Origin of the sequence: Cellulomonas citrea (genome assembly GCF_009829685.1) — a bacterium.
Classification (GTDB): Bacteria; Actinomycetota; Actinomycetes; order Actinomycetales; family Cellulomonadaceae; genus Cellulomonas; species Cellulomonas citrea.
The window spans coordinates 1-24,452 of sequence record NZ_VWSD01000006.1; the positions used below are offsets into that span (position 1 = coordinate 1).

At 71.2% G+C, this 24,452-nt stretch carries 17 protein-coding genes; 7 read left to right on the forward strand and 10 right to left on the reverse strand.

Going from position 1 to position 24,452, the window contains the following annotated elements; genetic code table 11:
• Positions 1-885: sensor histidine kinase (locus F2B26_RS01670; protein ID WP_201292558.1), on the reverse strand; the 885-nt coding region annotated here is incomplete at its 3' end.
• Between the two features lie 148 nt (positions 886-1,033).
• Here F2B26_RS01670 and F2B26_RS01675 point away from each other — a divergent pair.
• Together F2B26_RS01675 and F2B26_RS01680 are read left to right on the forward strand one after the other, a co-directional pair.
• On the forward strand, positions 1,034-1,726 hold the full coding sequence (locus F2B26_RS01675) for a response regulator transcription factor (protein ID WP_159805755.1): 693 nt from the start codon (positions 1,034-1,036) through the stop codon (positions 1,724-1,726).
• 3 nt (positions 1,727-1,729) lie between these two features.
• Positions 1,730-3,052 carry an ATP-binding protein gene (locus F2B26_RS01680; protein WP_159805757.1) on the forward strand — a complete coding sequence of 441 codons (1,323 nt, stop codon included), beginning with the start codon at positions 1,730-1,732 and terminating at the stop codon, positions 3,050-3,052.
• A 6-nt stretch (positions 3,053-3,058) separates the two neighbouring features.
• Here the strand turns inward: F2B26_RS01680 and F2B26_RS01685 are convergent, their stop codons facing one another.
• Positions 3,059-3,592: a GtrA family protein gene (locus F2B26_RS01685; protein ID WP_235929438.1), complete on the reverse strand. Its 534-nt coding sequence runs from the start codon at positions 3,590-3,592 to the stop codon at positions 3,059-3,061.
• A gap of 79 nt (positions 3,593-3,671) precedes the next feature.
• Between F2B26_RS01685 and F2B26_RS01690 the strand changes: the two genes are divergently transcribed.
• Complete coding sequence (locus F2B26_RS01690; protein ID WP_235929439.1) at positions 3,672-4,850, forward strand: 5-(carboxyamino)imidazole ribonucleotide synthase; 1,179 nt, start codon at positions 3,672-3,674, stop codon at positions 4,848-4,850.
• Positions 4,851-4,881: 31 nt separating this feature from the next.
• Positions 4,882-5,421, forward strand: coding sequence for a 5-(carboxyamino)imidazole ribonucleotide mutase (gene purE / locus F2B26_RS01695; RefSeq protein ID WP_159805764.1), 540 nt, complete (start codon positions 4,882-4,884; stop codon positions 5,419-5,421).
• Between the two features lie 24 nt (positions 5,422-5,445).
• Here the strand turns inward: purE and F2B26_RS17355 are convergent, their stop codons facing one another.
• From F2B26_RS17355 to rfbB, 3 genes are all read right to left on the reverse strand, one after another.
• On the reverse strand, positions 5,446-6,357 hold the full coding sequence (locus F2B26_RS17355) for an LCP family protein (RefSeq protein WP_235929440.1): 912 nt from the start codon (positions 6,355-6,357) through the stop codon (positions 5,446-5,448).
• A gap of 727 nt (positions 6,358-7,084) precedes the next feature.
• A complete protein-coding gene (locus F2B26_RS01705; RefSeq protein ID WP_235929441.1) occupies positions 7,085-8,329 on the reverse strand; it encodes an LCP family protein in 1,245 nt (414 codons plus the stop codon).
• A gap of 73 nt (positions 8,330-8,402) precedes the next feature.
• Positions 8,403-9,398, reverse strand: a complete 996-nt coding sequence (gene rfbB, locus F2B26_RS01710) for a dTDP-glucose 4,6-dehydratase (protein ID WP_159805766.1) — start codon at positions 9,396-9,398, stop codon at positions 8,403-8,405.
• 99 nt (positions 9,399-9,497) lie between these two features.
• Between rfbB and F2B26_RS01715 the strand changes: the two genes are divergently transcribed.
• Entirely contained in the window at positions 9,498-10,667 is a 1,170-nt protein-coding gene (locus F2B26_RS01715; protein ID WP_159805768.1) for a hypothetical protein, read from the forward strand.
• A gap of 106 nt (positions 10,668-10,773) precedes the next feature.
• Complete coding sequence (locus F2B26_RS01720) at positions 10,774-12,735, forward strand: hypothetical protein (protein WP_159805770.1); 1,962 nt, start codon at positions 10,774-10,776, stop codon at positions 12,733-12,735.
• A 210-nt stretch (positions 12,736-12,945) separates the two neighbouring features.
• On the opposite strand, the gene F2B26_RS01725 is transcribed toward F2B26_RS01720, so the two are convergent.
• The 5 genes from F2B26_RS01725 to F2B26_RS01745 all read right to left on the reverse strand — a co-directional run bounded on the left by F2B26_RS01725 (position 12,946) and on the right by F2B26_RS01745 (position 21,550).
• Positions 12,946-16,374 carry a methyltransferase domain-containing protein gene (locus F2B26_RS01725; protein ID WP_159805772.1) on the reverse strand — a complete coding sequence of 1,143 codons (3,429 nt, stop codon included), beginning with the start codon at positions 16,372-16,374 and terminating at the stop codon, positions 12,946-12,948.
• Positions 16,375-16,439: 65 nt separating this feature from the next.
• Complete coding sequence (locus tag F2B26_RS01730; protein ID WP_159805774.1) at positions 16,440-17,657, reverse strand: ABC transporter ATP-binding protein; 1,218 nt, start codon at positions 17,655-17,657, stop codon at positions 16,440-16,442.
• A complete protein-coding gene (locus F2B26_RS01735) occupies positions 17,657-18,502 on the reverse strand; it encodes an ABC transporter permease (RefSeq protein WP_235929442.1) in 846 nt (281 codons plus the stop codon). Before F2B26_RS01735 ends, F2B26_RS01730 begins: the two co-directional genes overlap by 1 nt.
• A 346-nt stretch (positions 18,503-18,848) precedes the next feature.
• Positions 18,849-20,942 carry a LasA N-terminal domain-containing protein gene (locus tag F2B26_RS01740; RefSeq protein WP_159805778.1) on the reverse strand — a complete coding sequence of 698 codons (2,094 nt, stop codon included), beginning with the start codon at positions 20,940-20,942 and terminating at the stop codon, positions 18,849-18,851.
• Positions 20,942-21,550 (reverse strand): hypothetical protein, encoded by a 609-nt coding sequence (locus F2B26_RS01745; protein ID WP_159805780.1) that lies wholly within the window; start codon positions 21,548-21,550, stop codon positions 20,942-20,944. The genes F2B26_RS01740 and F2B26_RS01745 overlap by 1 nt, the downstream gene beginning before the upstream one ends.
• Positions 21,551-21,948: 398 nt before the next feature.
• On the opposite strand from F2B26_RS01745, the gene F2B26_RS01750 reads away from it, so the two are divergent.
• The gene (locus F2B26_RS01750; protein WP_159805782.1) at positions 21,949-24,441 is read left to right on the forward strand and encodes a glycosyltransferase; all 2,493 of its coding nucleotides are present in this window, start codon (positions 21,949-21,951) and stop codon (positions 24,439-24,441) included.
• Positions 24,442-24,452 lie beyond the last annotated feature (11 nt).

The window sequence follows — 24,452 nt, forward strand, 5'->3', positions numbered from 1 at the left end:
CGGGTCGTCCCGGGGATCGTGGGTGAGTGCGGCGACGGCTGCGGCCAGGGTGCTGGCCAGGGTGCGACGGGGTTGTGGCGCGGGTTCGGGCTCGGGGGCCGGCTCGTTCTCGGTGCGCAGCACCCCGAGCAGCCGCCGCATGTCGGTGAGGGCGGCCCGCCCGGTCTCGGCGATGGTCTCGAGCGACCTGGTGGCGGCCTGCGGGTCGGCGGCGGCGGCGTACCTGCCCCCGTCGGCCTGGGCGATCATCACGGTGAGCGAGTGGGCGACGATGTCGTGCATCTCGCGGGCGATCCGGGACCGTTCGGCGGCCGCGGCGAGCCGGGCCTGCTGGTCGCGTTCGACCTCGAGGCGTCGGGCCCGGTCGCGCAGCGAGTCGACGGCCTCCCGGCGTGCTCGGCGCGCCAGCGCGAGTGCCCAGGTGGCCAGCATCATGAGGCTCGTCACCACGGCGGTCCCGACGACCGTCTCCGCTCCGCCGCGCATGAGCAGCGAGAGCAGCAGCGCGCCGACCAGCCCGCCGCTGATGGCGACCCGGGCGGCCCACCGCGGGCCGTGCACCGTCACCGACCACAGCGCGACGAGCACGACGAGGTCGACCGGCAGGATGAGCGGGGGACCGAGCAGCATGTGGCCGAGCGCCACGGTGTAGACCGCGGCGGACGAGGCGGCCGGACGCACCCGCCGCCAGGCGAGCGGGGCGACCATGAGGGCGGCGACCACGGGGACGGACCAGGACGTCCCGGGCGGGCCCTGGTAGGTCTCCCACATGTCCCACCCGGTCGCGGTGGGCACGACGATGAGCGCGGTGAACGCGGCGCTGAGCGCGTCGACGGCGAACCGGTGGCGGTCGGACCACGCCAGCACCCGACCCCATACGCCCATCCGACCAGGGTAGGCGGGCGGGTCGGTGCGGCGCGTACGCCCGGGGGTGGACCGCCGCGGAGGACTGTCTGCGCCTGGGGGTGGAGCGTGGCGTACGTCGCGTCGGCAAACGCGGGTCCTGCGGGGGTTCGTGACCTAGCATGGGGCTGTGACGCGCGTACTGCTGGCTGAGGATGACCCTGCCATTGCAGAGCCTTTGGCTCGCGCGTTGTCCCGTGAAGGCTATGACGTCAAAGTGCAAGGCACTGGTCAAGGCGCCATCGACGGGGCGTCGTCGGCCGATCTGGTGGTCCTCGACCTCGGTCTGCCGGACATGGATGGCCTGGACGTGGCCCGGGCGATCCGCGCGCAGGGGTTGTCCACCCCGGTCCTCGTGCTCACGGCGCGCGCCGACGAGGTGGATCTCGTCGTCGGGCTCGACGCCGGCGCCGACGACTACGTGACCAAACCGTTCCGGCTCGCCGAGCTGCTGGCCCGGGTCCGCGCGCTGCTGCGTCGCACCGGTGCCGACACCGTCGACGAGGACGAGCTGCGGGCCCAGAACGTGCGCGTCGACGTGGCCGCCCACCGGGCTTTCCAGGGCGAGCGCGAGCTGCACCTCACGGCCAAGGAGTTCGACCTGCTCCGGGTGCTGGTCGCGGCGGTCGGCACCGTGGTGTCCCGCGACGCGATCATGCGCGAGGTCTGGGGCTCGGACCCGAACGGCTCGACGAAGACCCTCGACATGCACGTGTCCTGGCTGCGGCGCAAGCTCGGCGACGACGCGAACTCCCCGCGCTACATCACCACCGTGCGCGGGATGGGGTTCCGCTTCGAGGCGGACGCGGGAGACCGGGTCTAGCCGGTGCGTCGCCGGGTCCTGCAGGCGACCATCGCGGCGGTCACCGTCGCGGTGGTGCTGCTCGGCTTCCCTCTGGCCTTCCTCGGTGCCCAGCTGGTGCGGCAGGCCCAGGTCCAGGCCCTGGAGTCACGTGCGCAGTCGGCGGTGCGGGCCGTCGACTTCCGCATCGAGCAGCAGATCCCGCTCACCCGCCAGACGCTCGAGCCCTACACCGGCGGCCCCGGGCAGGTGAGCGCATCGGTCGTGCTCACCACCGCCGAGGGCCGGGTGCTCACCGCGGGCACCCCGGTCACCGGGTCCACGATCCAGGTCTCGGCCACCTCGAACGAGGGCACGGTGGTCGTCCTCACGGCCTCGTGGTGGGACGTGTTCTGGCTGTCGTTGCGGATCATCGGGCTCGTCGTGGCTGCGGCGGTGATCGCCTTCGGCGCCTCGATCGCGATGGCGACCTGGCAGGCGAACCGGCTCTCGGCGCCCCTGGTCTACCTGGCTGCCTCGGCCGAGCAGCTGGGCTCGGGGCAGGTGCGCCCGCACCTCAAGCCGTCCGGGGTCGAGGAGATCGACCTGGTCGCGGCCGAGCTGTCCCGCAGCGCCGACCGGATGGCCGGGCGGCTGGCCGCCGAACGGCAGTTCGCCTCCGACGCGAGCCACCAGCTGCGCACCCCGCTGACCGCGCTGTCGATGCGGCTCGAGGAGATCATGCTCACGGCCTCCCAGGAGCATGTGCGCGAGGAGGCCCGCATCTCCCTGGAGCAGGTCGAGCGGCTGGTGCGGGTGGTCGACGACCTGCTCACCAGCTCGCGCCGCGCCGCAGGCGGCACCACGGAGGCCGTCGAGCTCGCGGAGATCCTGCACCAGCAGGAGGAGGAGTGGGCCGTCCCGTTCGCCGAGGCCGGTCGACGGCTCGTCGTGCACGCCGACCCGGCGTTGCAGGTGCTGGCCACCCCCGGGGCGTTGGCCCAGGTGCTCGCCACCCTCATCGAGAACTCGCTCAAGCACGGGGGTGGGACGACGACCGTCCGCACCCGTCCGGGCAGCTCCGCCCGGTCGGTGGTGCTCGAGGTGGCCGATGAGGGTGCGGGTGTTCCGGACGAGCTCGCACCGCGCATCTTCGAACGGAACGTGACCTCCGGTGCCGGGACCGGGCTCGGGCTCGCGCTCGCCCGTGACCTGGCGTCGGCCGACGGCGGGCGGCTCGAGCTCGCCCAGCGCAGACCGGCCGTCTTCGCCCTGTTCCTGTCGGCGGTGCCCGCTGCGCTGCGGACCGACGTCGTGCTGCCGATGGGCCCGGCCGTGGCGACCCGCCCGGAGCGCCGCCGTCGCTGACCGGGCTCAGGCCTTGGCGGCGTGCCGGTTGCGCACGTGCCGGAACGTCCACACCTTGTTGACGGCGAAGTTCACCGGCATCGTCACGACGATCGTGATGAGCTGCGCCCAGTACTCGCGCGAGTGCAAGCCCGCGTTCTCGTGGAAGAAGGCGGCCGACAGGTACACCGGCGACGTCGGGTTCGTGAGGCCGATCTTGACGAACAGACCGACGAGCGCCGCCACGGAGCCGACCGTGAGGAACGGCCAGAACTCGGCCCACCACGGCGCGCGCTGCGCGGAGCGGAACGTCCAGTGCCGGTTGAGCACGAAGTTGAACAGGTTCGCCACGAGGAACGCCACGATCCACACCAGCGACGTGAAGCGCAGGCTGAACTCGCTGCCGGGGATGTGCCACAGCACGCGCTGGGCGTTGACCGTGCCGCCGTTGGCCTTGTTCATCGCGACCGCGACGAGCATGTTGACGACCACACCGCCGCCGCCGACGAGGCCGAACTTCACGAACTGGTGCACGGCGCGCCGCAGGCGGTTCAGGTCCACAAGCCGGTCACCCTACAGGCGCGCGTCCGTGCGAACCTGGGCGTTCGGTCGCCGGTCGGCCCCGCTAGGCTCGACGCCCGTGGGTGCACCGGTGGTCGCAGTCGTGGGTGGTGGGCAGCTCGCCCGGATGATGTCGCAGGCGGCGACCTCGCTCGGGGTGCGGCTGCGGGTCCTCGTGGAGGCGTCGGACGGCTCGACGGGGCTCGTCGTCGTCGACGCGCCCGTCGGTGCTGCGTCCGACGAGAGCGCGGTGCTCGACCTCGTCGACGGCGCCGACGTGCTCACCTTCGAGCACGAGCACGTCCCGCCGGCGATCCTCGCGGCCGTCGGGGCCCGCGGCGTGCCCGTGCGACCGGGAGCCGACGCACTCGTCCACGCCCAGGACAAGCTCGTCATGCGACGACGGCTCACCGAGCTGGGGCTGCCGGTGCCCGCGTGGGCGCCCGTGCGGGACCTGGACGAGCTGGAGGCCTTCCTCGCCGCGAGCGGCGGCGAGGCGGTCGTCAAGACGGCCCGCGGCGGTTACGACGGCAAGGGCGTGCGGGTGGTCGACGACGCCCACGAGGCGGCGGACTGGCTTGCCGCCGCGGCGGACGGGACGGGCCCGGCGCTGCTGGCCGAGGAGAAGGTGCCGTTCAGCCGCGAGCTTGCGGTGCTCGTGGCCCGACGACCGTCGGGTGAGCTCATGACGTGGCCGGTCGTCGAGTCGGTGCAGCGCGACGGCGTCTGCGAGCAGGTGATCGCGCCGGCACCCGAGCTGCACCCGGCGACCGCGGCGCAGGCCGTGGCCGTCGCCCGTGCGATCGCCGAGGGGCTGCAGGTCGTCGGCGTTCTGGCCGTCGAGCTCTTCGAGGTGCCGGCCGGGCCCGGCGAGCCGCCGACGGTGCTCGTCAACGAGCTGGCGATGCGACCGCACAACTGCGGGCACTGGACCATCGACGGCTCGCTCACCAGCCAGTTCGAGCAGCACCTGCGGGCGGTGCTCGACCTGCCGCTGGGTGCGACGACGCCCCGGGCGCCGTGCACCGTCATGGTCAACGTGCTGGGCTCGGAGCTCACGGACCTCACCGACGCCCTGCCGGCCGTGCTGACCGATCCGGGGGTCAAGGTCCACCTCTACGGCAAGCAGGTGCGCCCTGGCCGCAAGCTCGGGCACGTGACCGTCTGCGGGGACGACCTCGACGCGGTGCGCGCCCGTGCGCTGGCCGCGGCGGCCCTGCTGCGCGGTGAGGCCGCTGCTCCCGGCGGTGCACGATGATGGTGGTTCGACCCAGCGCATGGAGGACGGCATGACACAGCAGCCCCTGGTCGGCGTCGTGATGGGGTCGGACTCCGACTGGCCGGTGATGGAGGCGGCGGCCACCGCGCTCACCGAGTTCGACGTGCCCTACGAGGTGGACGTCGTCTCGGCGCACCGTCAGCCGGCGAAGATGCTCGACTACGGGCGACAGGCAGCCGCACGAGGGCTGCGGGTCATCGTCGCCGGTGCCGGCGGAGCGGCCCACCTGCCGGGGATGCTCGCGGCCGCGACCGTGCTGCCCGTCATCGGGGTGCCGGTCCCGCTGGCCCACCTCGACGGCCTTGACTCGCTGCTGTCGATCGTCCAGATGCCGGCCGGTGTCCCGGTCGCGACGGTGTCCGTGGGCGGCGCCCGCAACGCGGGACTGCTCGCGGTGCGCATCCTGGCGGCAGGTCGCGATGAGCGCGCCGAGCAGCTGCGCGCGGCGATGGCCGTGTTCCAGGACGAGCTGCGCGCGGTGGCCGACGCCAAGGGCGAGCGGCTGCGGGCCCGCGCCTCGGGCACGGCACGTACCGGTTTCACCGCCTGACGCTCGTCAGGCGCCCGTCGTGCGTCAGTGGGTGACGCCGCCGACCGAGCCTGGCTGCAGCGTGCCGTTGCGGATCGCGTCCCAGAAGGCGGGTGAGGTGTCCGGGTCGAGCAGCACGGTGGACCCCACCTTGCCCGGCCGGTAGTCGAGGGACTTGATGGGTGGGGTCCCGGTGATCCCGTCGGGTCCGTTCGCCGCCTTGAAGGCGAGCGCGAGCCGGGCCAGGTCGAGGATCGAGGCGTGCTCGTCGACCGTGAGCGCACCGGTGCCCGCGTCGACGAGCGCGACCTGCTGGTCGGGGTGCCAGACGAGGCTCGCCGGATCGACCTTGGCCATCACCGCCGAGACGAGCTGTCGCTGCCGCAGGCCGCGGCCGATGTCACCGGTCGGGTCGGACTTGCGCATCCGGGAGAAGGCGAGCGCCTGGTCACCGTTCACGTCGTGGCAGCCGGCCGTCCAGACCATGCCCGAGTCCTCGTCGTTGACGTCGGCGTCCCAGCACAGGTTCACGCCACCGACCGCGTCGACGACCTCTTTGACCCCGCCCATCCCGATCTCGGCGTAGTGGTCGACCGTTAGCCCGGTGATCTGTTCGACCGTCGTGACGAGCAACGGAGCACCACCCCACGCGAACGCGGCGTTGAGCTTGGCGGGGCCGTGCCCGGGGATGTCGACGTAGGTGTCGCGGGGCAGCGAGATGAGCGCGACGGGGCCGCTGGCGGGCACCTGCAGCACCATGATCGTGTCGGTGCGGGCGCCGGTGGTCCCGTCGTCCTCGAGTCCGTCCCCACCGCGCTGGTCCGACCCCGTGATGAGGTAGGTGGTGCCCCCGGTCCCGGCCGCGCCGGACAGGGCCTGCGTGTGGTGGATCTTGCCGTTGGCCCAGAACACCAGGCCGACCGGCCAGGCGATCGCGGCGACGAGCAGCAGTGCCACCACGGCCACCACCAACCGGCGGCGACGGTGCCGCTTCGTCGGGGGAGCCGGAGGTGTGGGGGAGGCGGTGCGTGCGGGTGCCGGCCGTCGGGCACCCTGCTGTGAGGCGACGGTGCGCGCGCCGGCGGGAGCCGACCGTCCCGACGTCGGCCGCGCCGACGTCGATCGCGCTGGTGCCGACCGTGCTGCGCCGTCCGCACCAGCCGTAGCGGCGGCTCGTGCCTGGGCCGGGGTCGAGGAGGCCTGCCGTGCGGCGCCGGGTGCGCCTGCCGTGTGCGGACGGCCAGGAACGGCGATCGGTCTGCCCTCCACCCCGGGGTCGTGCGCAGCGGGTGAACCGGCTGCCGACCGTGCCGGAGTGCCGGTCCGGGGCCCGACCTCGATCGGCGCCGGTCGCCCGCCGGGCGCGGCAGGAGACGTCCCGGGCGAGGCGACGGAGCGTGAGGTCACCTGTCGCGGCCGGGCCGGGTCGGCCGGTGCCGCCGGTGCGGCGGAGCCCGACGAGACCGAGCGGGGTGCCTTGCGGGGTCCTTCGCCCGCGGCCGGGGTCTGCGGCCGGTCGGACGTCGTCCGGGCCATCCGCAGGTGGGTGGCCTGCGCACCCTCGTCGGAGGGCTGAGACCCGACGACCTGGACGTCGTCGGGCGCGGGACGGGCCCCCGCCTTCGACGGCGCGAAGCTCGGTGGGGTCGGGCGGTCGGGTCCGGTCGTCATCCGGGCAACCGGCCTAGGCGGCGCAGGTCTGGTTGCTCGTCAGGTCGTCCGCGCTCATCGCGTCCTTGCCGGCCTGCTTGGTCGTGGTCGGGTTCGGTGCCGGCGGCGCGGTGGTCGTGCCAGGGGCCGTCGAGCCGGACGTGGGGGTCGCGACCGGTGCCGGGGTCTCGTCCGGGACGATCGGGCGGTCAGCGGCCATGTTCGCCCAGATGGTGGTGGCCTCGGGCGTCCACGCCACACGGTTCTTGTCGCTCGGTGCCGGACCCCACGGGATCGTCATGAAGGTGATGTTCGCACCGGAGATGCCCTTGAGCCCGTAGGCCATACCGGTGAGCGTCGACAACGTCAGGCCCGGGTCCATCGTCAGCGAGCTGGAGACGGCTGACGCGAAGCCGATGAGCTCGCCTGCGTTGGTGAGCACGTTCTTGCTCAGCACCTCCTGGACCACGGCCGCCAGCAGCTGCTGCTGGTGGGCGATCCGGGTGATGTCCGAGCCGTCGGTCCCGCTCACGTGCCGGGCGCGGGCGAACTCCAGCGCCACCTCACCGTTGAGCGTCTGCCTGCCCGCCTTGAGGTCGAGGCCCGTCATGTCGTCGGTCATGTCCGTGGGGATGCACATCGTGACGCCGCCGATGGTGTCGATCATCTTCTGGAAGCCGGCGAAGTCGACGACGACGAAGTGGTTGATGCTGACCCCGGTGTTCACCTGCACCGTGTTGATCGCGCAGGCTGCGGCGGAGGCCATGTCGCCGCCGTGGTCCCACCCGTTGGCGAAGGCGCTGTTGAACATGGCCGAGGACTGCGCCTTGGTGGTCGACCCGTTCGTCATGTTGCAGGCCGGGATCTTCACCAGGGAGTCGCGCGGGATCGAGACCGCCTCGACGCGGGTGCGGTCGGCCGAGATGTGCAGCACGATCGCGGTGTCCGAGCGCATCCCGCCCGCGTCCCCGCCGATCTCACCGTTCACGCCCTCACGCGAGTCGGAGCCGAGCAGCAGGATGTTGATGGCCTGGCCGGCGTTCGGGTCCGTCGGGTCGGCGAGGGTGGGGGTGGTGCTGATGGTGGGCACGAGCGCCGAGACGTCGACGTGCTTGATGTTGTTCTGCAGCGTGAGCGTGACCGCAGCAGCCGACGACACACCGAACGCCAGGAGGGCGACGGTCACCAGGGCCACACCGCGCAGCACGCCGTGGCTGCGCACCTCACGACCGTGGCGGGGTCTGCTGGAACGGTCGGCGACGTGGTGGCGGGGAGTCACGGGATGATCGTAGAAGGTCAGGTCGAGCGATCGGAGGACCTGGGGCGGGCGGGGCGTAGAGGATCTGTGCAGATCAGCGGCCGAGCTGGGCGTACTTCGCCTCGGTCGCGTCCTTCTGCGGACGCCACCACGCCTCGTTCTCCCGGTACCAGTCGATGGTGTCGGCCAGCCCCTCGCGGAACGTCGTGAACCGGGGCTCCCAGCCGAGCTCGCTGCGCAGCTTGCTCGCGTCGATCGCGTAGCGCAGGTCGTGCCCCGGGCGGTCGTTGACGTGGTCGTAGGCCTTCGGGTCCTGACCCATGAGCTCGAGGATCAGCTCGATGACGGTCTTGTTGTCCTGCTCGCCGTCGGCGCCGATGAGGTACGTCTCGCCGATCCGGCCCTTCTCGATGATCGCCCACACCGCGGCGTTGTGGTCGTCGACGTGGATCCAGTCGCGCACGTTCTCGCCCGTCCCGTACAGCTTGGGGCGGATGCCGTCGAGCACGTTGGTGACCTGGCGCGGGATGAACTTCTCGACGTGCTGGTACGGGCCGTAGTTGTTCGAGCAGTTGGAGATCGTGGCCTGCACGCCGAAGCTGCGGGCCCATGCGCGCACCAGCAGGTCGGACGACGCCTTGGTCGAGGAGTACGGGCTCGACGGGTTGTACGGCGTCTGCGGGGTGAACTTCGCCGGGTCGTCCAGCTCGAGGTCGCCGTAGACCTCGTCGGTCGAGATGTGGTGGTAGCGCACGCCATGGCGGCGGACCGCCTCGAGCAGCTGGTACGTGCCGATCACGTTGGTCCGGACGAAGGGCCACGGGTCGTGCAGCGAGTTGTCGTTGTGCGACTCCGCGGCGAAGTGGACCACGAGGTCGGCGTCCTTGACCAGCGCGTCGACGATGTCCGGGTCGGCGATGTCGCCCTTGGCGAAGGTGACCGAGCCGGCCACCTCGTCCAGGCTGTGCTCGTTGCCTGCGTACGTGAGGGCATCGAGCACCGTGACCTGCACGTCGGGCCTCGTCCGCACCGTGTGGTGGACGAAGTTGGAGCCGATGAACCCGGCTCCGCCGGTGACGAGCATGCGCACGACGATCAACCCTTCCAGAGACCGGGATCCTCGCAGACCCTATCGCCCGCTGTTCGTGCGACGGCCGGGAGAGCGGGAGGCGACCCCTACTATGGCGCCATGTTTCGGTCGCGGTCGACGAGCTCGCGGGGCACCCATCTCGCGGCGTCCGACGTCGCTCTCCTGTACCGGGAGCTCCTCGGACGGACGCCCTCCGCCGACGAGGTCGCGGCGCAGATGGCGGCGACCGACGACTGGCGCGAGCTGCTGGCCGCGATGGTGGTCAGCGACGAGTTCTGCACCGGGAAGGGCGCCGCGATCGAGCCGCGCAACCCTTCTCGCCGTGTGAACGTCTGGCACCCGGACCTGGGTGCGTGGACCCACCCGGTCGGGACGGCCTCCGCCGACGGCGACGTCGTCGTGGGTCGTGACGGGTACGTGTTCCTCGTGGGCGGCAGCAACGCGGTCCTCGAGCAGTACCAGCCCGGGTTCGCTCCCGGGCCGGACTGGGCCGAGCGATGGGAACAGGTCGTCCGGACGCGCCGCGAGGAGGCCCGGAAGCTCGGTGTCCGGCTGGGGATGCTGATCGTTCCGGACAAGCTCGGCGTGCTGGGCGATCTCGTCCCGCCCGGTGCCGAGCTCAACGCCCGCCCGCCGGCGTCGGTGATCTCCGAGCTGCACCAGGTGAGCTATCCCATCGACCAGCTCGCCGCGGTGGAGGGGGCCTACCTGCGCACGGACACGCACCTGTCCTTCGCGGGCAACGTCGCGCTCGCGCAGCTCGCCCTCGCGGACCTCGGCGTGAGTGAGCGCGTGGGCCCGCACGACGTCCAGGCCACGACCTACCTCAGCAGCGGAGACCTGGGCTCCCGGTTCTCACCGCAGATCGTCGAGGTGATGAGCGGGTACTTCAACTGGGGGGCAGCTCACCTGGTCGAGGACACGTGGCCGCAGGCCGAGGCTCTCGGCCGGCACGTAGGCACGTATCGGATGCTCCGGAACGACCAGGCGGTCGACGACGGTGTGGTCGTCGTGTTCGGTGACTCGTTCGCCTTTCCCCAGCCGCACTACCACGGAGTCGCGTGGTACCTGGCCCAGCACTTCCGGGAGACGCACTTCGTGTGGTCGCCCTTCGGCTGGGACGCAGGATTCGTGCGGTCTGTGAAGGCAACCGCGGTGCTCTGCGAGTCCGCCGAACGCTTCGTGCCGCGACCGCCGGCCGACCGCATCGATGTCAAGGCCATGCTCCTCGAGCTGCGCAAGGCGAGCAAGGCGGCCGGGCTCGACTAGGCTCGTGTAAAGTCGATGACCGCCGGGGGCCCGCACCGCATGTGAGCACCCTCATCAGATCGAGGTCCTGGCCCTGTCGGCCCGACGACCGAGGACTGAAGACCTGATGACGAGCCCGACGACGCTGCGACCGCGAGCCGACGTCCCTGCAGGTCGCACCCTGGTCCGGCGGGCCGTCTTCCTCGCGGCGGCCGTCGCCACGGCGGTGCTGGCATGGTACGTGACGGGGACGACGGGCGTCACGGTGATCGCCTCGGTCTGGCTCCTTGCCGACGGCGTCGGACGACTCGTCCCGGGGATGCGCGGGGCTGCCGGATGGGCAGCAGCGATCACGGCCGAGCTCGTGCTGGTCATCGGTGCGAGCGCTGTGGTCGCCATCGCTGCGCCGGGACCGCACGGCTCGGTCGTGTGGTCGGCCATGCTCGCCGTCCCAGCGGTGGCGGGCGTGGTGCTCGAGGTCGTCAGCGCGGTCCGACGTCGAGACCCCCGAGCGGACGAGCAGGCCCACGCCGGCCTGGCGCTGGCGATCACCGCGCTCATCCTCGGGTGCTTCGCGGCCATCGAGCGACAGGGGCGCTACTTCGACGTCGCCTGGGCGATGAGCGGGGACGCGAGGAACCACGCGCTCATCGTGCGGTCGATCATCGCGGACGGCGGGCTGACCCTCGATTCCCTGCGGTCCTACCCGGCCGCTGTCAACGGGTTCGCCGCCGTGGTCGCCGCCGCGGCCGGACGCGGGGGAGCCGCGGGCCAGCTGGTGCTGGACGATGCGCACGCGCTCGCGACCATGTACGTGCTGTCGGCCATCGCCCTCGGGGTGCTGCTCGCCGGAGCCCTTCTGGAGACTCTCGCTGCCGACCGTCACCGTCAGCGGCTCTCGGTCCCCGTGGCACTCGTCGCTCTGGTCACCGCGACGGGCGCGGTCACACCGCTGGTCCTGGGTACGACGCTGCTGGACGGCTTCTTCTCCGCCTACGGCGCACTCGTCCCGGCCCTCGCGACGATCGTGCTGGCGCTGCGCTGCGTCCGAGAGCCGCGCCCGCTGCCGTTGCTGCTGGTGCTCGCGTCGGTCTCGACCGTGCTGACGTTCGTGAGCTGGACGGTGCTCGTCGCGGTCCCGTGGGCGGCGTTGCTGGCGGCGATCGTGAGCGTGCTGCGCGGTCGACGTGGCACCGCCGCCGACATGGCGGCCTCGACGAGGTGGTGGGGAGTCGCCGGGCTCGCGGTCGCAGGGCTGGCCCTCGTGGCCGTCGTGGCCGTCGTGGTGGCCTACCTGCCCACGTTCCGGGTGATCTTCGCCCTTCCCGGCTCGATCATCGCCCCTTCGCGCTGGCTGCTGCTGTCGTTGGTGCTGGTCAGCTGTGCTCTCGCGCTCGGTGGGGGTGACGCCCTGCTGCGGCGGCAGCTGTGGGTCCCCGCAGCCGCGGGCCTCATCGGTGGCGCCGCCGTGCTCGCGCTCCGCGTGCTGGGGCAGGCAGGACACCTCACCTGGACCTACTACGCGAGCAAGACCAGCTGGCTCGTGGTCTGCAGCCTCCTGTGGATCCCGTTCGTCCCGCTGATCCGCTGGGCCAGCGGATTCGGTCGGGACGTCGAGGAGACGACTCGTTGGCCGTCCTGGATCGGCGCGGCCATCGCCGGCCCCGCAGCCGTGATGCTGGTTCTGGGGACCGCGACCACGGCACCGAACCCGCTCTCCCTCGCCGCTCGGGGCTGGTCACAGCCGAGCGCCGAGGCGGTGGAGGACGTCGTTCAGGCAGCTGACCAGCCCGGACCGTTCGTCGTCTGGCGTCTGACCGACGGCGGCAACGACCGGATCGCCAACTTCTGGGCCGCGCTCGCCTGGGCGAGCCGCGACGGGGCGTGGGTGGAGCCTCCGCCCGGCGCGTCCCAGAGCTTCCCCGTCTGGGCCTACTTCGTGGACGAGTCGCAGGTCAGCCAGCTGTGCGAGGCCGCCAGCCTGTCGCCGGGGATCGTCGTCTACACGGCCGAGCCGAGTGTCGCGTCTGATCTGCAGACCGCCTGCCCGGCGGCGGACCTGTCCGTCGTGGTGGAACCGCGGTCCTAGCGGCGCCCGCCTGTCCCGCACCGCGGTCGTGCGGAGTCAGCTGTGCCACCCCCGCGGACCTCAGGGCGTCGGCGGGGGGGCTGCGCGCGACGGCAGGTCCGCCCTCGTCGCGCCTGCGCACGTCGGTCCGATGTGCGCAGGCGCCGGGTCCATGGCGCCGAGCAGCGGCTCGGCGCCATGGACCCGGGGGAATGCTCGGGGCGACGCAGCTCAGCGGTAGGCGACGACCGCGTACTCCCCGCACCGGCGCAGGTCCTGCACCAGGTTGCCCGAGCCCATCGGGAACACGATGCGACCGGACTCGAAACCGCAGTCCTGGGCGAGGAAGAGCAACGACTCGGGGAAGAGCGGCCTGACGTGGGTGATGTCCAGCCAGAAGACCTTGAGCGCGGGCGGCGAGTGGGGATTGACGGTCTCCGCGATGAAGACGCCCCCCGGACGCAGCACCCGGTGGGCCTCGGCCATGAGGGTGCGGAGCATCTCGACCGGCAGGTGCTCGATGACCTGGAACGAGACCAGTGAGCCCAGACTGGCGTCGGGAAGCGCGGCAAGGTACTCGAGCGCATCGGCCTGGGTGACGTCGAGCCCGCGTGCGCGTGCCCGGTCGAGCATGCTCGGGTCCAGGTCGATGCCCTTGGCGGCGACACCCTCCTCCGCGAGGAGCGACAGCATCTCGCCACGGCCGCATCCCACGTCGAGCACCGGGACGTGCTCTCGGACGAGGGGGACGTAGCCGCGCAGACGGTCCTTGATGAAGTCCTCGCTGCCACGGAAGACGTCCTCGAAGCCCGCGTAGGACCCCTTGCTCCCTCGGGTGAATCCCAGGTACGGGCGTCCGTCCTCGCCGATGACCTCGATCGAGGTGCCGGGCCCCTCGAACGGTCGAGCGCCGAGCTCGAAGTCGATCCGGGCCACGTCGCCCGACGTCGCGTCCAGCCGCGTCGCGAGGTCATGCAGGATCGCCTCGTCCGCCGCCGTCGTCGAACGCACCTCGGCGAGACCGTGGGCGACCTCGGCCAGGTGCGCGTCGGTCGAGTCGAGCCGAGCACGCACCTTCCCGAACGGGCCGCGCGCCGACGGGTCGACGGCTGGGCCTGCGTCCGCTCGTCCTGGCTGCCCGGGGTCCGAGGACCGGACGGCGGACCTGAGCTGGCGTGCGGTCCGGCGGGCACGCCGTGCCGCGCGCAGCACGACGCTGGGCTTGGCCGCCGTCGCCTCGTTCCCCGGGATCTGTCGCACCGCGCGGACGACCGGAGAAGCGGCGCGCCGAAGTCCTGCCGCCGCGCGGGCTGATGCGGGCCGACGCCTGCGGGGGCGCACACCGATCGCCTCGACACGGTTGCGCACGAACGCCGCCGCCGCGCTCGGGTCCCCGATGCGGGCGACCGCAGCCCGTGCGCGCTCACCGACCTCGCGAGCGTGGTCCGGGTCGTCGACGATGCTGCGCATGTGCTGCGCCGCGACCTCGATGTCGGGCTCCGCCCAGTGGGCAGTGCTCGGGTACGGGGCCAGACCCGGACCGACGGGCACCAGGGTGTAGGGGACGAGGAAGCTGTCGTCCTCCGACATGAAGTCGAGGTTCCCCGAGTAGGCCGTCGCGATGACGGGACGCCCTAGAGCCATCGACTCAGCCATCGTCAGGCCGTAGCCCTCGGAGCGGTGCAGCGAGACGTAGGCGGTGGCGTTCGCCATGAGAGAGGTCAGCTGAGGCGCGGACAGGTAGTCCTCGACCAGGAGGATGTCCGAACGCGCGGCGCAGGCCCGGCGAAGGCGCTCCCGATCGGCTCGGCGCCGGCCCCCGTTGATCGTCTTGATGACGAGCATCGGGCCCTGTCCCTCGTCGAACGCGCGGGAGAACGCGGCGATCGTCGCGAGCGGGTTCTTGCGCTCCAGGACGCTGAAGTAGTCGAAGACGAAGAGGAAGTAGGGCTGGTCCGTGAGCCCGATCGCCGCCCGGTCCAGGGGCTCGATGTGCTCCGGCGCTGCGGGGATCGGCAGCGGGAGGACGTGAACGGGCTTCCTGGTCCGCTTCGCCACCGCGTCGCTCACGAACTTCGAGATGCCCCAGATCTCGTCGACCGCCGCGAAGGACTCGGGGTAGTCGGGGAAGTCCTCGAGCTCCCACGCCCAGACGCCGATGGTGTATCGGTCGGCGAGCAGGTCCGGGCCGACATCGGCGATCCAGAGCGGGAACTGGTCAGCGTTGACGAAGGCGATGTTGATCGGGTAGCGCACGTCCGACTCGTTGGCCGCGAACGTGGCTTGCTGACGGCTCAGGGTCCGGCCGGAGTTGATGGTGGTGTACGGGAGGCCGCCGGACCTGACCGCCTCGATGAGCAGCCGCCCTCCCTGCCCCATGCCGAGCTCGGCGGCGAAGTAGCCGGCGAGGTTGACGCCGAGCTCGTTGGAGCGCGTTGCCGTGGCGGTGCGGGTCCTGGTCTGGCCGGGGAGCCACGACGGAGGAATCTCGCCCTCCTTGACGCCCCACTTGGCGGCCCAGTCCAGGAAGGGGGCGGAGTCGCCCCGAAGAGCGTTCGGGAAGGCGCCCTGCAGGTCGGGTCGGGCCTTCCAGAGCCCCTCGAGGATCCGGTTGAGGTGGCCGTTGCGCGGCTCGGTGAACCAGGAGACCAGGTCCGACTCGGTGCTGGCGTCGAAGGCGACCGGCGGGTACTCGCCCTGTCCGCTGTCCGCCTCGAGGACGGCGGCCCGGTAGACGGAACGCATCGTCCGCCCGACGCGCGTCCCGTCGGTGAGCGTGTTGAAGCGGTAGGGCGCGATCTTGCCCGCTGCCATGCCGGCAGCGATGGCGGCGCGGCCGTACTCCTCGCAGAGCTCGGCGACGACGGGGTGGTCGCTCAGCACCACCCGCGGGTTGTCCGCCACGTACTTGCTGAGCAGCCACGGGGACTCGGGCCGGTAGCCCGAGAAGTGGAAGAACCGCAGCGGCCGACCACCGGCGAGGATCTGCGCGCCGTCCCGTTCCAGCGGTCGGTGGTCGAGGTTCCAGTAGGCCACGTTGTAGCCGGGGTCGCGGAGGATCTTGCACTGCCACATGCCCGGGACGAGGTCGATCCAGCGCTGGTCGGTGAACAGCATCTGCTCAGGTGCGGAGATGGAGTCCCGGCGCAGGCGCTCCTGCCACCAGCGCAGCATCGGGACGTTCTCCTGGCCCACCGCGATGAACCCCAGGTTGTACACGCCGGACCCCATGATGTCGGCCTCGGTGGGCCGCAGACCGTCACGGGGGATCGGCTCGGCCGCGTGCGGCGTGAGCACGATCCCGTGCTCACGGGACAGCTGGTCGATCTCGGCCAGGGACGAGAACACGCAGATGTCGGGGTCGAGGTACACGGCGGTCGTCGCGCCGCGGAGCAGGAGCATCTCGAGGGCCCAGGGCTTGAGCGCCGTCGACAGCTCGGTGACGTCGTAGATGAGGGCGAGCCGCCGGAACTCCTCGTCGTCGAGAGGCAGGTCCGCGGGCGTGGCGACCTCGAAGTCGGCCTCGGGCTCGACCTCGCCGACCTCGGCGTCCACCACGAGCGCGACGAACGTGTCGTCCGCGTTGTGCTCCTTGAACGACTTCGCGAGGAGTCGGACGAACGGGAGGTAGTTGCGCGCCGCGATCGTTACCACGTGCATGGTGGAGTTGTCCCCCTAGGAGTTTCGGATCGGCTGAAGGGCGTGGTGCGCCGACGACAGGACGGTCACTGACCCTCGACCAGGTTGACGTCGGGGTTCGCCACGTGCGTGTAGCCGACGACCTGCCCGCTTGCCACGACCGTGAGAGCTGCGCCCTCCGAGAGGCGGTCCGCCTCGGTGAGGCCGTCGAACGAGATTGCGGCATCGACCGAGTAGCTGCCCTCGCCGAGCATGAGCCCGGGGAGCGTGAACTCGACGACCGAGCCACCAGCGACGTGCGGCAACGGCTTGCCGAGCATCACTGCGTTGGTGCCGAGGACCATCTGGCCCAGCGGGTTGTTCAGTGCGATGCCCACGTTCCAGTCGTCGAGGGCGTGGGTGCTCGTCACGTGCACCCGGACGGTCAGGTCGTCCCCGGGAGTCAGGGTCGCGCGGTCCCGCGGCGCCCCGTCGGACACGAGGTCGATCGCCGTGATCTCGGCGGACGGTGCGGGCTCCGTCCGCGTCCGTCGGGAGACCCGCCGGGCCTCCTCGACGTCGTGCCGACGGGTCTCCTCGAAGTCCTCCCGCAGGACGCGCAACGCCTCCCGCGGCGGGCCGTCGGCGCGGACCTGGCCCGCCTCGAGCACGACGGCCCGGTCGCAGAGGTCTGCGACCTGGTCGAGGGCGTGCGAGACGAGCACGATCGACCGGCCCTCGGCCTGGAAGCCCCGGATCCGGTCCATGCACTTGCGCTGGAACGGCTCGTCGCCGACCGCCAGCACCTCGTCGACGAGCAGGATGTCCGGGTCGACGTGGACGGCGACGGCGAACGCGAGCCGGACGTACATCCCGGACGAGTAGTACTTCACCTGGGTGTCGATGAAGGGTTCGATCCCCGAGAAGTCGACGATCGCGTCGAAGTAGCGGTCGGTCTGGGCACGCGAGATGCCCAGGATGGCCGCGTTGAGGTAGACGTTCTCGCGCCCTGTGAGGTCCGGGTGGAAGCCGGCACCCAGCTCGAGGAGCGCGGCCAGTCGACCGCGGAGCCGCACCGACCCCGTCGTCGGCTGGTGGATGCCCCCGATCATCTTGAGCAGGGTCGACTTGCCCGAACCGTTGGCCCCGACGAGACCCACGGTGGAACCGAGCTCGATGTCCAGGTTGACGTCGCGCAGCGCCCAGAAGTCCTGCTTGTGCCGACGATCCCGGCTGCGGTTGAGGACGCGCTCCTTGAGCGACTTGTCCCGGTGGATCACGAAGCGCTTGGAGACGTTCGAGATCTCCACGACGTTGAGGGCCATCACAGCTCCTGGGCGAAGTTCGCCTGCAGGCGAGCGAAGATCCGCTGGCTCACCCACAGGAGTGCGACGGAAATCCCGAGGGTCACGAGGAGGCGCATCTGAAGGTCCGCCGGGTACGAGCTGCTCGGGCCGCTCACCCAGAACGTGCGCTGGAACCCGAGCACGACCTGCGTCATCGGGTTCGCGAGGTAGATGTCCTTGATCAGACCGTGCAGAGCGCCGTCGACCGAGTGCCAGGAGTACACGATCGGAGATGCCCAGAAGAGGATCATGATGAGGATCTCGACGAGGTACTGCACATCGCGCAGATAGACGTTGATCGCCGAGAGCAGCAGGGCGAGCGCGGTCGAGAAGACCACCAGGACGGCGAGCGCGAGCACGAAGTAGGACCAGCGGGAGCCGGTCGGGAAGTTCCTGACCAGGAGGGTCGCACCGGCGAGCACGACGAGCTGGATGCCGAAGTTGACGATCGACGACCCGACCACGCTGAGCGGGAAGACCTCGCGGGGCACGTAGACCTTCTTGATGAGCCCAGAGTTCGTGACGATCGACGCCGTTCCGTTGGTGACGATGTCGCTGAAGAGCTGCCACGCCGTCAGCCCCGCGAAGATGAAGACCGCGAAATCGGGGATCCCGTTCGGGTTGCGGGTCGGGCTCTGTGCGGCATTGAGGAACTTGCCGATGGCCACGTAATATACGAGGAGCATTGTCAGCGGTCGTGCGAGGCTCCAGAAGAAGCCCAGGGTGCTGTCCTTGTAGCGGGCCTTGAGCTCGCGCCCGGTCAGCAGGCGCAGAAGCTCGGACTGCCCGGCGATCGCCCGGATCGAGAGGACCGTGCCTCGCAAGAACCCCTGAGTCGGTCCCGCCGGCCTGAAGGGTTCCTCCGACAGCGCCGTCTCTCGATCCACTGACGCGCCGCTCATGAGTCTCCCGGTTCCGTGTTCCGCGGGCAGGCGCAAGGCGTCGGTCCACGGGGTTTGGCGCTGACGATAGTAGCCGAGACGGCTGAGACACCCACTCTCCGGAGGCCCGTCGACCCGGGCCGCCGGGGGCACGAGTGCCCTCGACCTCGGCGGCGGGCCGGCCGCGTGCGGCCCGCGACTGCCGCGCCCGACCTGCGGCGCCGTGACGGGGTGAGGCCACGGCCGAGCGTGGGGTCGCGCACTCGACAGGGCGCGCGACCCCACGCCGCTAGCCGACCGTGACGCTGCGGCAGCCCAGCTGCGGGTTCGGTCCCTTGAGGGTCGAGTCGATCGCGTAGACGCACACGGTGTGCTGTCCGGCGGCGGACGGGAGGGACGTGTAGAAGCCGTGCTGGTCGCCCCTGCCGAACGCGGCGCCGACGTCCGTCCTCGTCGCGTCGGCCAGGACGCCCTGGATCGCGGCGCCGTCGACGTAGACGTGGACCAGGATCGGGTCGGTCGTGTCGGGGTCGAGCGCCCAGCCGGCGACGTCGATCGCGCCGACGGATCCCGTGATCGAGTCGATGCTCCCGAAGGGGGCGGTGTTCGGCGCAGCCGACGGGACGGTGACCGTCCGGCACGCGAACTGGGGGTTCGGGCCCGCGAGCGTGGAGTCGATCGCGTACATGCACACGGTGTGGACGCCACCCGTCGCGGAGACCGTCCACGAGAAGCCGTGGTCGTCCCCGTGGCCGAAGGCCGCGCCGACATCGGTCCGGCGCACGTTCGCGACGGCCCCGAGCACGGGCGAGCCGTCGACGTAGGTGTGGACCTGGATCGGGTCCGTGGTGTCCGGGTCGAGTGCCCACCCGGCGACGGAGATGCTCCCGATGGCCGTCGTGAGGCTGTCGATCGACCCGAACGGCGCGTGGTTGATCGCGGCGGCAGTTCCGACGGTGCGGCATCCCAGCAGCGGGTTGGCCCCGCCGTTGGCGTCGATCGCGTAGAAGCACACGTCGTGGATCCCCGGCGACGAGCTGAGGCTCGCCGCGAACCCGTGCTGGTCGCCCAGCCCGTACGCGGCTCCCACGTCCGTCCGCGTGTTGTTCGCGATCAGGCCCAGCCTGGCCGCCCCGTCGACGTAGACGTGGACCTGGATGGGGCTGGTCGTGTCAGGGTCGAGGGCCCAACCGGCCACGCTGATGGTGTTGGACGTCGCCGTCACGGTGTCGATCGACCCGATCGTGAGCGCGCTGGGCACCGTCACCGCACGGCAGCCGATCGACGGGTTCGGACCGCCGGCCACGGAGTCGATCGCGTAGATGCAGAGCGTGTGGGCGCCGGCTCGCGCCGGGATGGACACGCTGTAGCCGTGCTCCGCGCCCTTGTTGAACGCGGCCGCGATGTCGGACCGCGAGATCCCGGCGGTCGACGCGAGCACGGCCGACCCGTCGAGGTACACGTGGACCTGGATCGGGGAGGTGGTGTCGGGGTCGAGCGCCCAACCGGCGACCGAGATGCTGTTCCACGTCGCGCCGACGGTGTCGATCGACCCGATCGGCACCCGCTGCGTGGTGGGCCCGAACCAGTCGGTGAAGTAGTTCCAGAAGTTGCGGTTCCCGTAGCTCGCACAGCCGGCGCCGCTCCCGCTGGCGGTGCCGTACCCCGCCGCCAGTGCCGCGGCGTTCGGCTGGTACGGCGTGTAGTTGTACAGGCTCGCCGTCGCCTGGTTCTGGATGAAGACCGTCGACGAGCCGCACCCCGAGTTCGGGCTGAAGAGGATGTCGTTCGCCACGCCTGCCCGGTGCGAGTACTGCTGAGGGTTGAGCGCGTAGTTCCGGAACTGCGACGCCGCCGAGTAGACCTGGTTGAAGAACCCGTAGTACAGCGAGTTGCACGCAGCCGAGTCCGGGCACCCGTAGCCCATCGCGGCACGGTAGCGACCGGCGGAGGGGTTGGTCGTCGTCACGAGACCCTGCTCCTTCTGCAGGGTCACGATGAGCACCTGCGGGTTGATCCCGCAGGCCTGGGCCACCTTGCTGATGATGACGGCGGCGGACTCGTTCGAACCTGCTGCGTAGGCCGCGCACCGCGACGTCGCCCCGCGGCCGGCCGTCGACTCGCGGTAGTTCTTCAGGCACGGGGAGCCGTCCGAGCCCTGGGAGCACGCGGCCCCGGCGGACGAGAGGAACGCCTGGACCGTGTCCGCGTTCATGGTCGTCGTGTCGTAGAAGACGGTGTCGCTGATGATGTTCCCGGGATCGAAGCCGCGCAGATCGGCGCCGACGGCAGGAGTCGGGGCGACGATGAGCGCGGCACCGAGCATGCCGAGCGCGACGACGGCGCCGAGCAGTGTCCGGTGCGGAGTCCGGTGCGGGGTCATCAGTGAACCTCAATCGTGAAGGGGAGCGAGGTGCCGGCGCTCGTAGCCGACGAGTAGCGGAGCGTGCCCTGCCAGGTTCCCTGACCAAGTCGGGAACGGGGGACGACGAGCTCGCCGCAGGAGACCGTCGTGGCGTCCGGGGCTGCTGGTCCGTCGACCGTGACCGAGGTGGCGCCCGAGGACAAGCTCACGGTGCAGGTCCCGTTCTCCTCCACGGTCGTCGCGTACCCGCTGACGCTCACGTCCCCGGACTTCTCGTCCGAGGACGAGGAGACGACGACCACGTCCACCGGCGTGCGTGCTCCGGCCTGGTTCGACCCGCCAGGCGTCGAGGCCGGGGCCGGGGCGCCGGGAGCAGCCGGGGCGCTCGCCGGGGCGTCCGACGGTGCGCCCGTGGCCGGTGCGGTCGGCTGCGGTGACGGGCTGTGCGCGGCGGCGCTCTCGGACCCGCGGTCGGTCGCCGTCGGCGCGGCTGTCCCGGACGACGAGGGGAGTGCGGCCCCGTCGGCGCGCGTCTGCAGGTACCACCCGGCACCTCCGAGGAGGACCACGCCGGCAACGACGGCGACCAGCGTGAGCACCGCGGGCCTTCGCTTGTCGGGAGACATCGCACACCAATCAGTCGCCATGGGGAACGTGTCAACCGTACCTTCCGTGGCTGCCGGCGCCTCGATCTGCAATAGCGCGTCGCCGGTCGAAGGTGCACCGAGAGTCGTTGTGCTCCTGGCCCGCAAGACCCGGGCTGAACGTGGACCGCGCGATATCGGAGCAAATGGTACAAAGAGCCGCCCGGCGAACGGTCGGTCGAACCTTGTGCGGATAGAGGCGAGGTGCTGCGGCAAGGTCACCGCGACCACCGCGGGGAGGTGCGGGTGCGCACCGCCCGGGCGCAACGGCGCCCGACGGCCAGGACCGGTGCGGCCCGTGACCTGCGCACCGCACCGCGCCGGGCACGGAGGCCGGTGCGGGATCGCGGCTAGGGTGTCGGCGTGAAGAGGGTGACTCGATGACCGCGGATGCACCGACGACCCGGCCGGGCCAGGTCTCGGTCATCCTCGTCAACTACCGGGGCGCCGAGGACACCATCACCGCGCTCCGTTCGCTGGGCGAGCTGGACTGGCCGGCGGACAGGCTCGAGCTGATCGTCGTGGACAACGACTCGGGTGACGGCTCCGCCGAGCGCATCCGCCGTGCCGTGCCTGAGGTGCGTGTGATCGAGTCGGGGCAGAACCTCGGCTTCGCAGGCGGCTGCAACCTCGGCGTCAGCCAGGCTGCCGGGGAGTACGTCGCGTTCCTGAACAACGACGCCCGGCCGGACGCCCGCTGGGTCCGCGCGGCGGTCGAGGAGCTCGAGCACGCGCCCGACGTCGCCGCCGTGGCGTCGAAGGTGCTCGACTGGGACGGTGGCCTGGTCGACTACGTCGACGGATCCCTCACCTGGTTCGGCATGGGCTACAAGCGCGAGGTCGAGCGCCCTGACTCACCGACCTACGACACCCCGAAGGACGTGCTCTTCGGCACCGGTGCGGCGATGTTCGTCCGCGCCGACGTCTACCGCGAGGTCGGTGGCTTCGACGAGCGCTTCTTCATGTTCTACGAGGACGTCGACCTGGGGTGGCGTCTCAATCTGCTCGGGCACCGCGTGCGCTACATCCCCGACTCCGTCGCCTTTCACAAGCACCACGTGACGATGCGCAAGTTCGGCAATTTCCGTGAGAGCTATCTCCTCGAGCGCAATGCGTTGCTGTCGATGTACAAGAACTACGACGACGACACGCTCGCACGAGCCCTTCCCGCGGCCATGGCATTGTCCGTCCGTCGGTCCGTGGCGCGCACCGGGCTCGACGCGACGATGCTCGACCTCCAGCGATCGCCCGGCGGTGACGAGACGGCCGACGTCGTCGTGCCGAAGATGGCGCTCACGGGCCCGCTCGCCATCGACTACCTCGTCGAGCAGCTGCCGTCGCTGCACGAGACGCGACGCGACCTGCAGGCTCGTCGACGGCGCAGCGATCGCGCCCTGTTCCCGCTCTTCCGGGACGCACTCGAACCCGCGTACGGCGAACCGGCCTACCTCGCAGCGCACGAGAGCCTCGTGGCAGCGTTCGACATCGCCGAGCACTTCACGACACGCCTGCGGGTGCTCGTCGTGACCGGTGAGCCCCTGGCCGATCGCATGGCAGGTCCCGCGATCCGCGCGTGGGAGATCGCCAAGGCCCTCGCATCGGACCACGACGTGCGCCTCGTCTCGACGGCCGGTGCCCGGCGCGCGGGCGAGGGCTTCGCCGTCGAGTACGCGGCCGGCACGGGGCTGCGGGAACCGACCGCCTGGGCGGACGTCATCATCTTCCAGGGCTTCCTGCTCGACACCGCGCCGTGGGTCCGCGAGTCCGACGCGATCGTGGTGGCGGACATCTACGACCCGATGCACCTCGAACAGCTCGAGCAGGCGAAGGACCTCGGGGTGGTCGGCCGTCTGAACGCCGTGCAGATCACCACGGACTCGCTCAACCTGCAGCTGCGGCGTGCTGACTTCCTCGTGTGTGCGTCCGAGAAGCAGCGTGACTTCTGGTTGGGCCAGCTGGCGGGGCAGGGGCGCGTGTCGCCGGCGATGTACGACGAGGACCCCGGCCTCCGGAACCTCATCGACGTCGTGCCGTTCGGCATCACCGACGCCCCTCCGCAGCAGCGCCGCCACGGCATCAAGGGCACGGTTCCGGGGATCGGTGCGGACGACAAGGTCATCCTCTGGGGCGGTGGCGTCTACAACTGGTTCGATCCGCTCACGCTCATCCGGGCGGTCGACATCCTGCGGCGGGACCATCCGGAGGTCCGGCTGTTCTTCATGGGCCTGCGCCACCCCAACCCGGGCGTGCCGGAGATGCAGATGGCGGGCGACACCCGCGACCTCGCCGAACGGCTGGGCCTCTCCGGCTCGCATGTGTTCTTCAACGAGGACTGGGTGCCCTACGAGGAGCGCGCCGACTACCTTCTCGACGCCGACGTCGGCGTCTCCACGCACTTCGAGCACATCGAGACGGCGTTCAGCTTCCGCACGCGCATCCTCGACTACCTCTGGGCCGGGCTTCCCGTGGTGGCCTCCGACGGCGACACCTTCGCGGACCTGATCCGCGAGCACGGTTTCGGCCGGGTCGTGCCGACGCAGGACGCGGTCGCACTCGCTGCCGCGCTGGATGAGGTGCTGTTCGACCCGTCGGTCGCCGAGGCCTGTCGACAGGCGAGCGCGGCGCTGGCTCCGCAGTTCCGGTGGTCCCGGGTGCTCGCGCCGCTCGTGAGCTTCTGCGCCGACCCGCGCAGGGCGACGGACCTGGCGGTCTCGGCACCCACGACGCCCGCGGCCCGGCGTCGGTCGTCGCGACCGCGATGGTCGCCCCGCCAGGACCTCGCGCTCGCCCGGGGCTACCTGCGCGCGGGCGGAGCACGTGAGCTCGGCAGACGCGCGGCCGGCCGGGCCCGTCGGGTGTTCGGAGGCAGCTGAGGGCCGTGGGG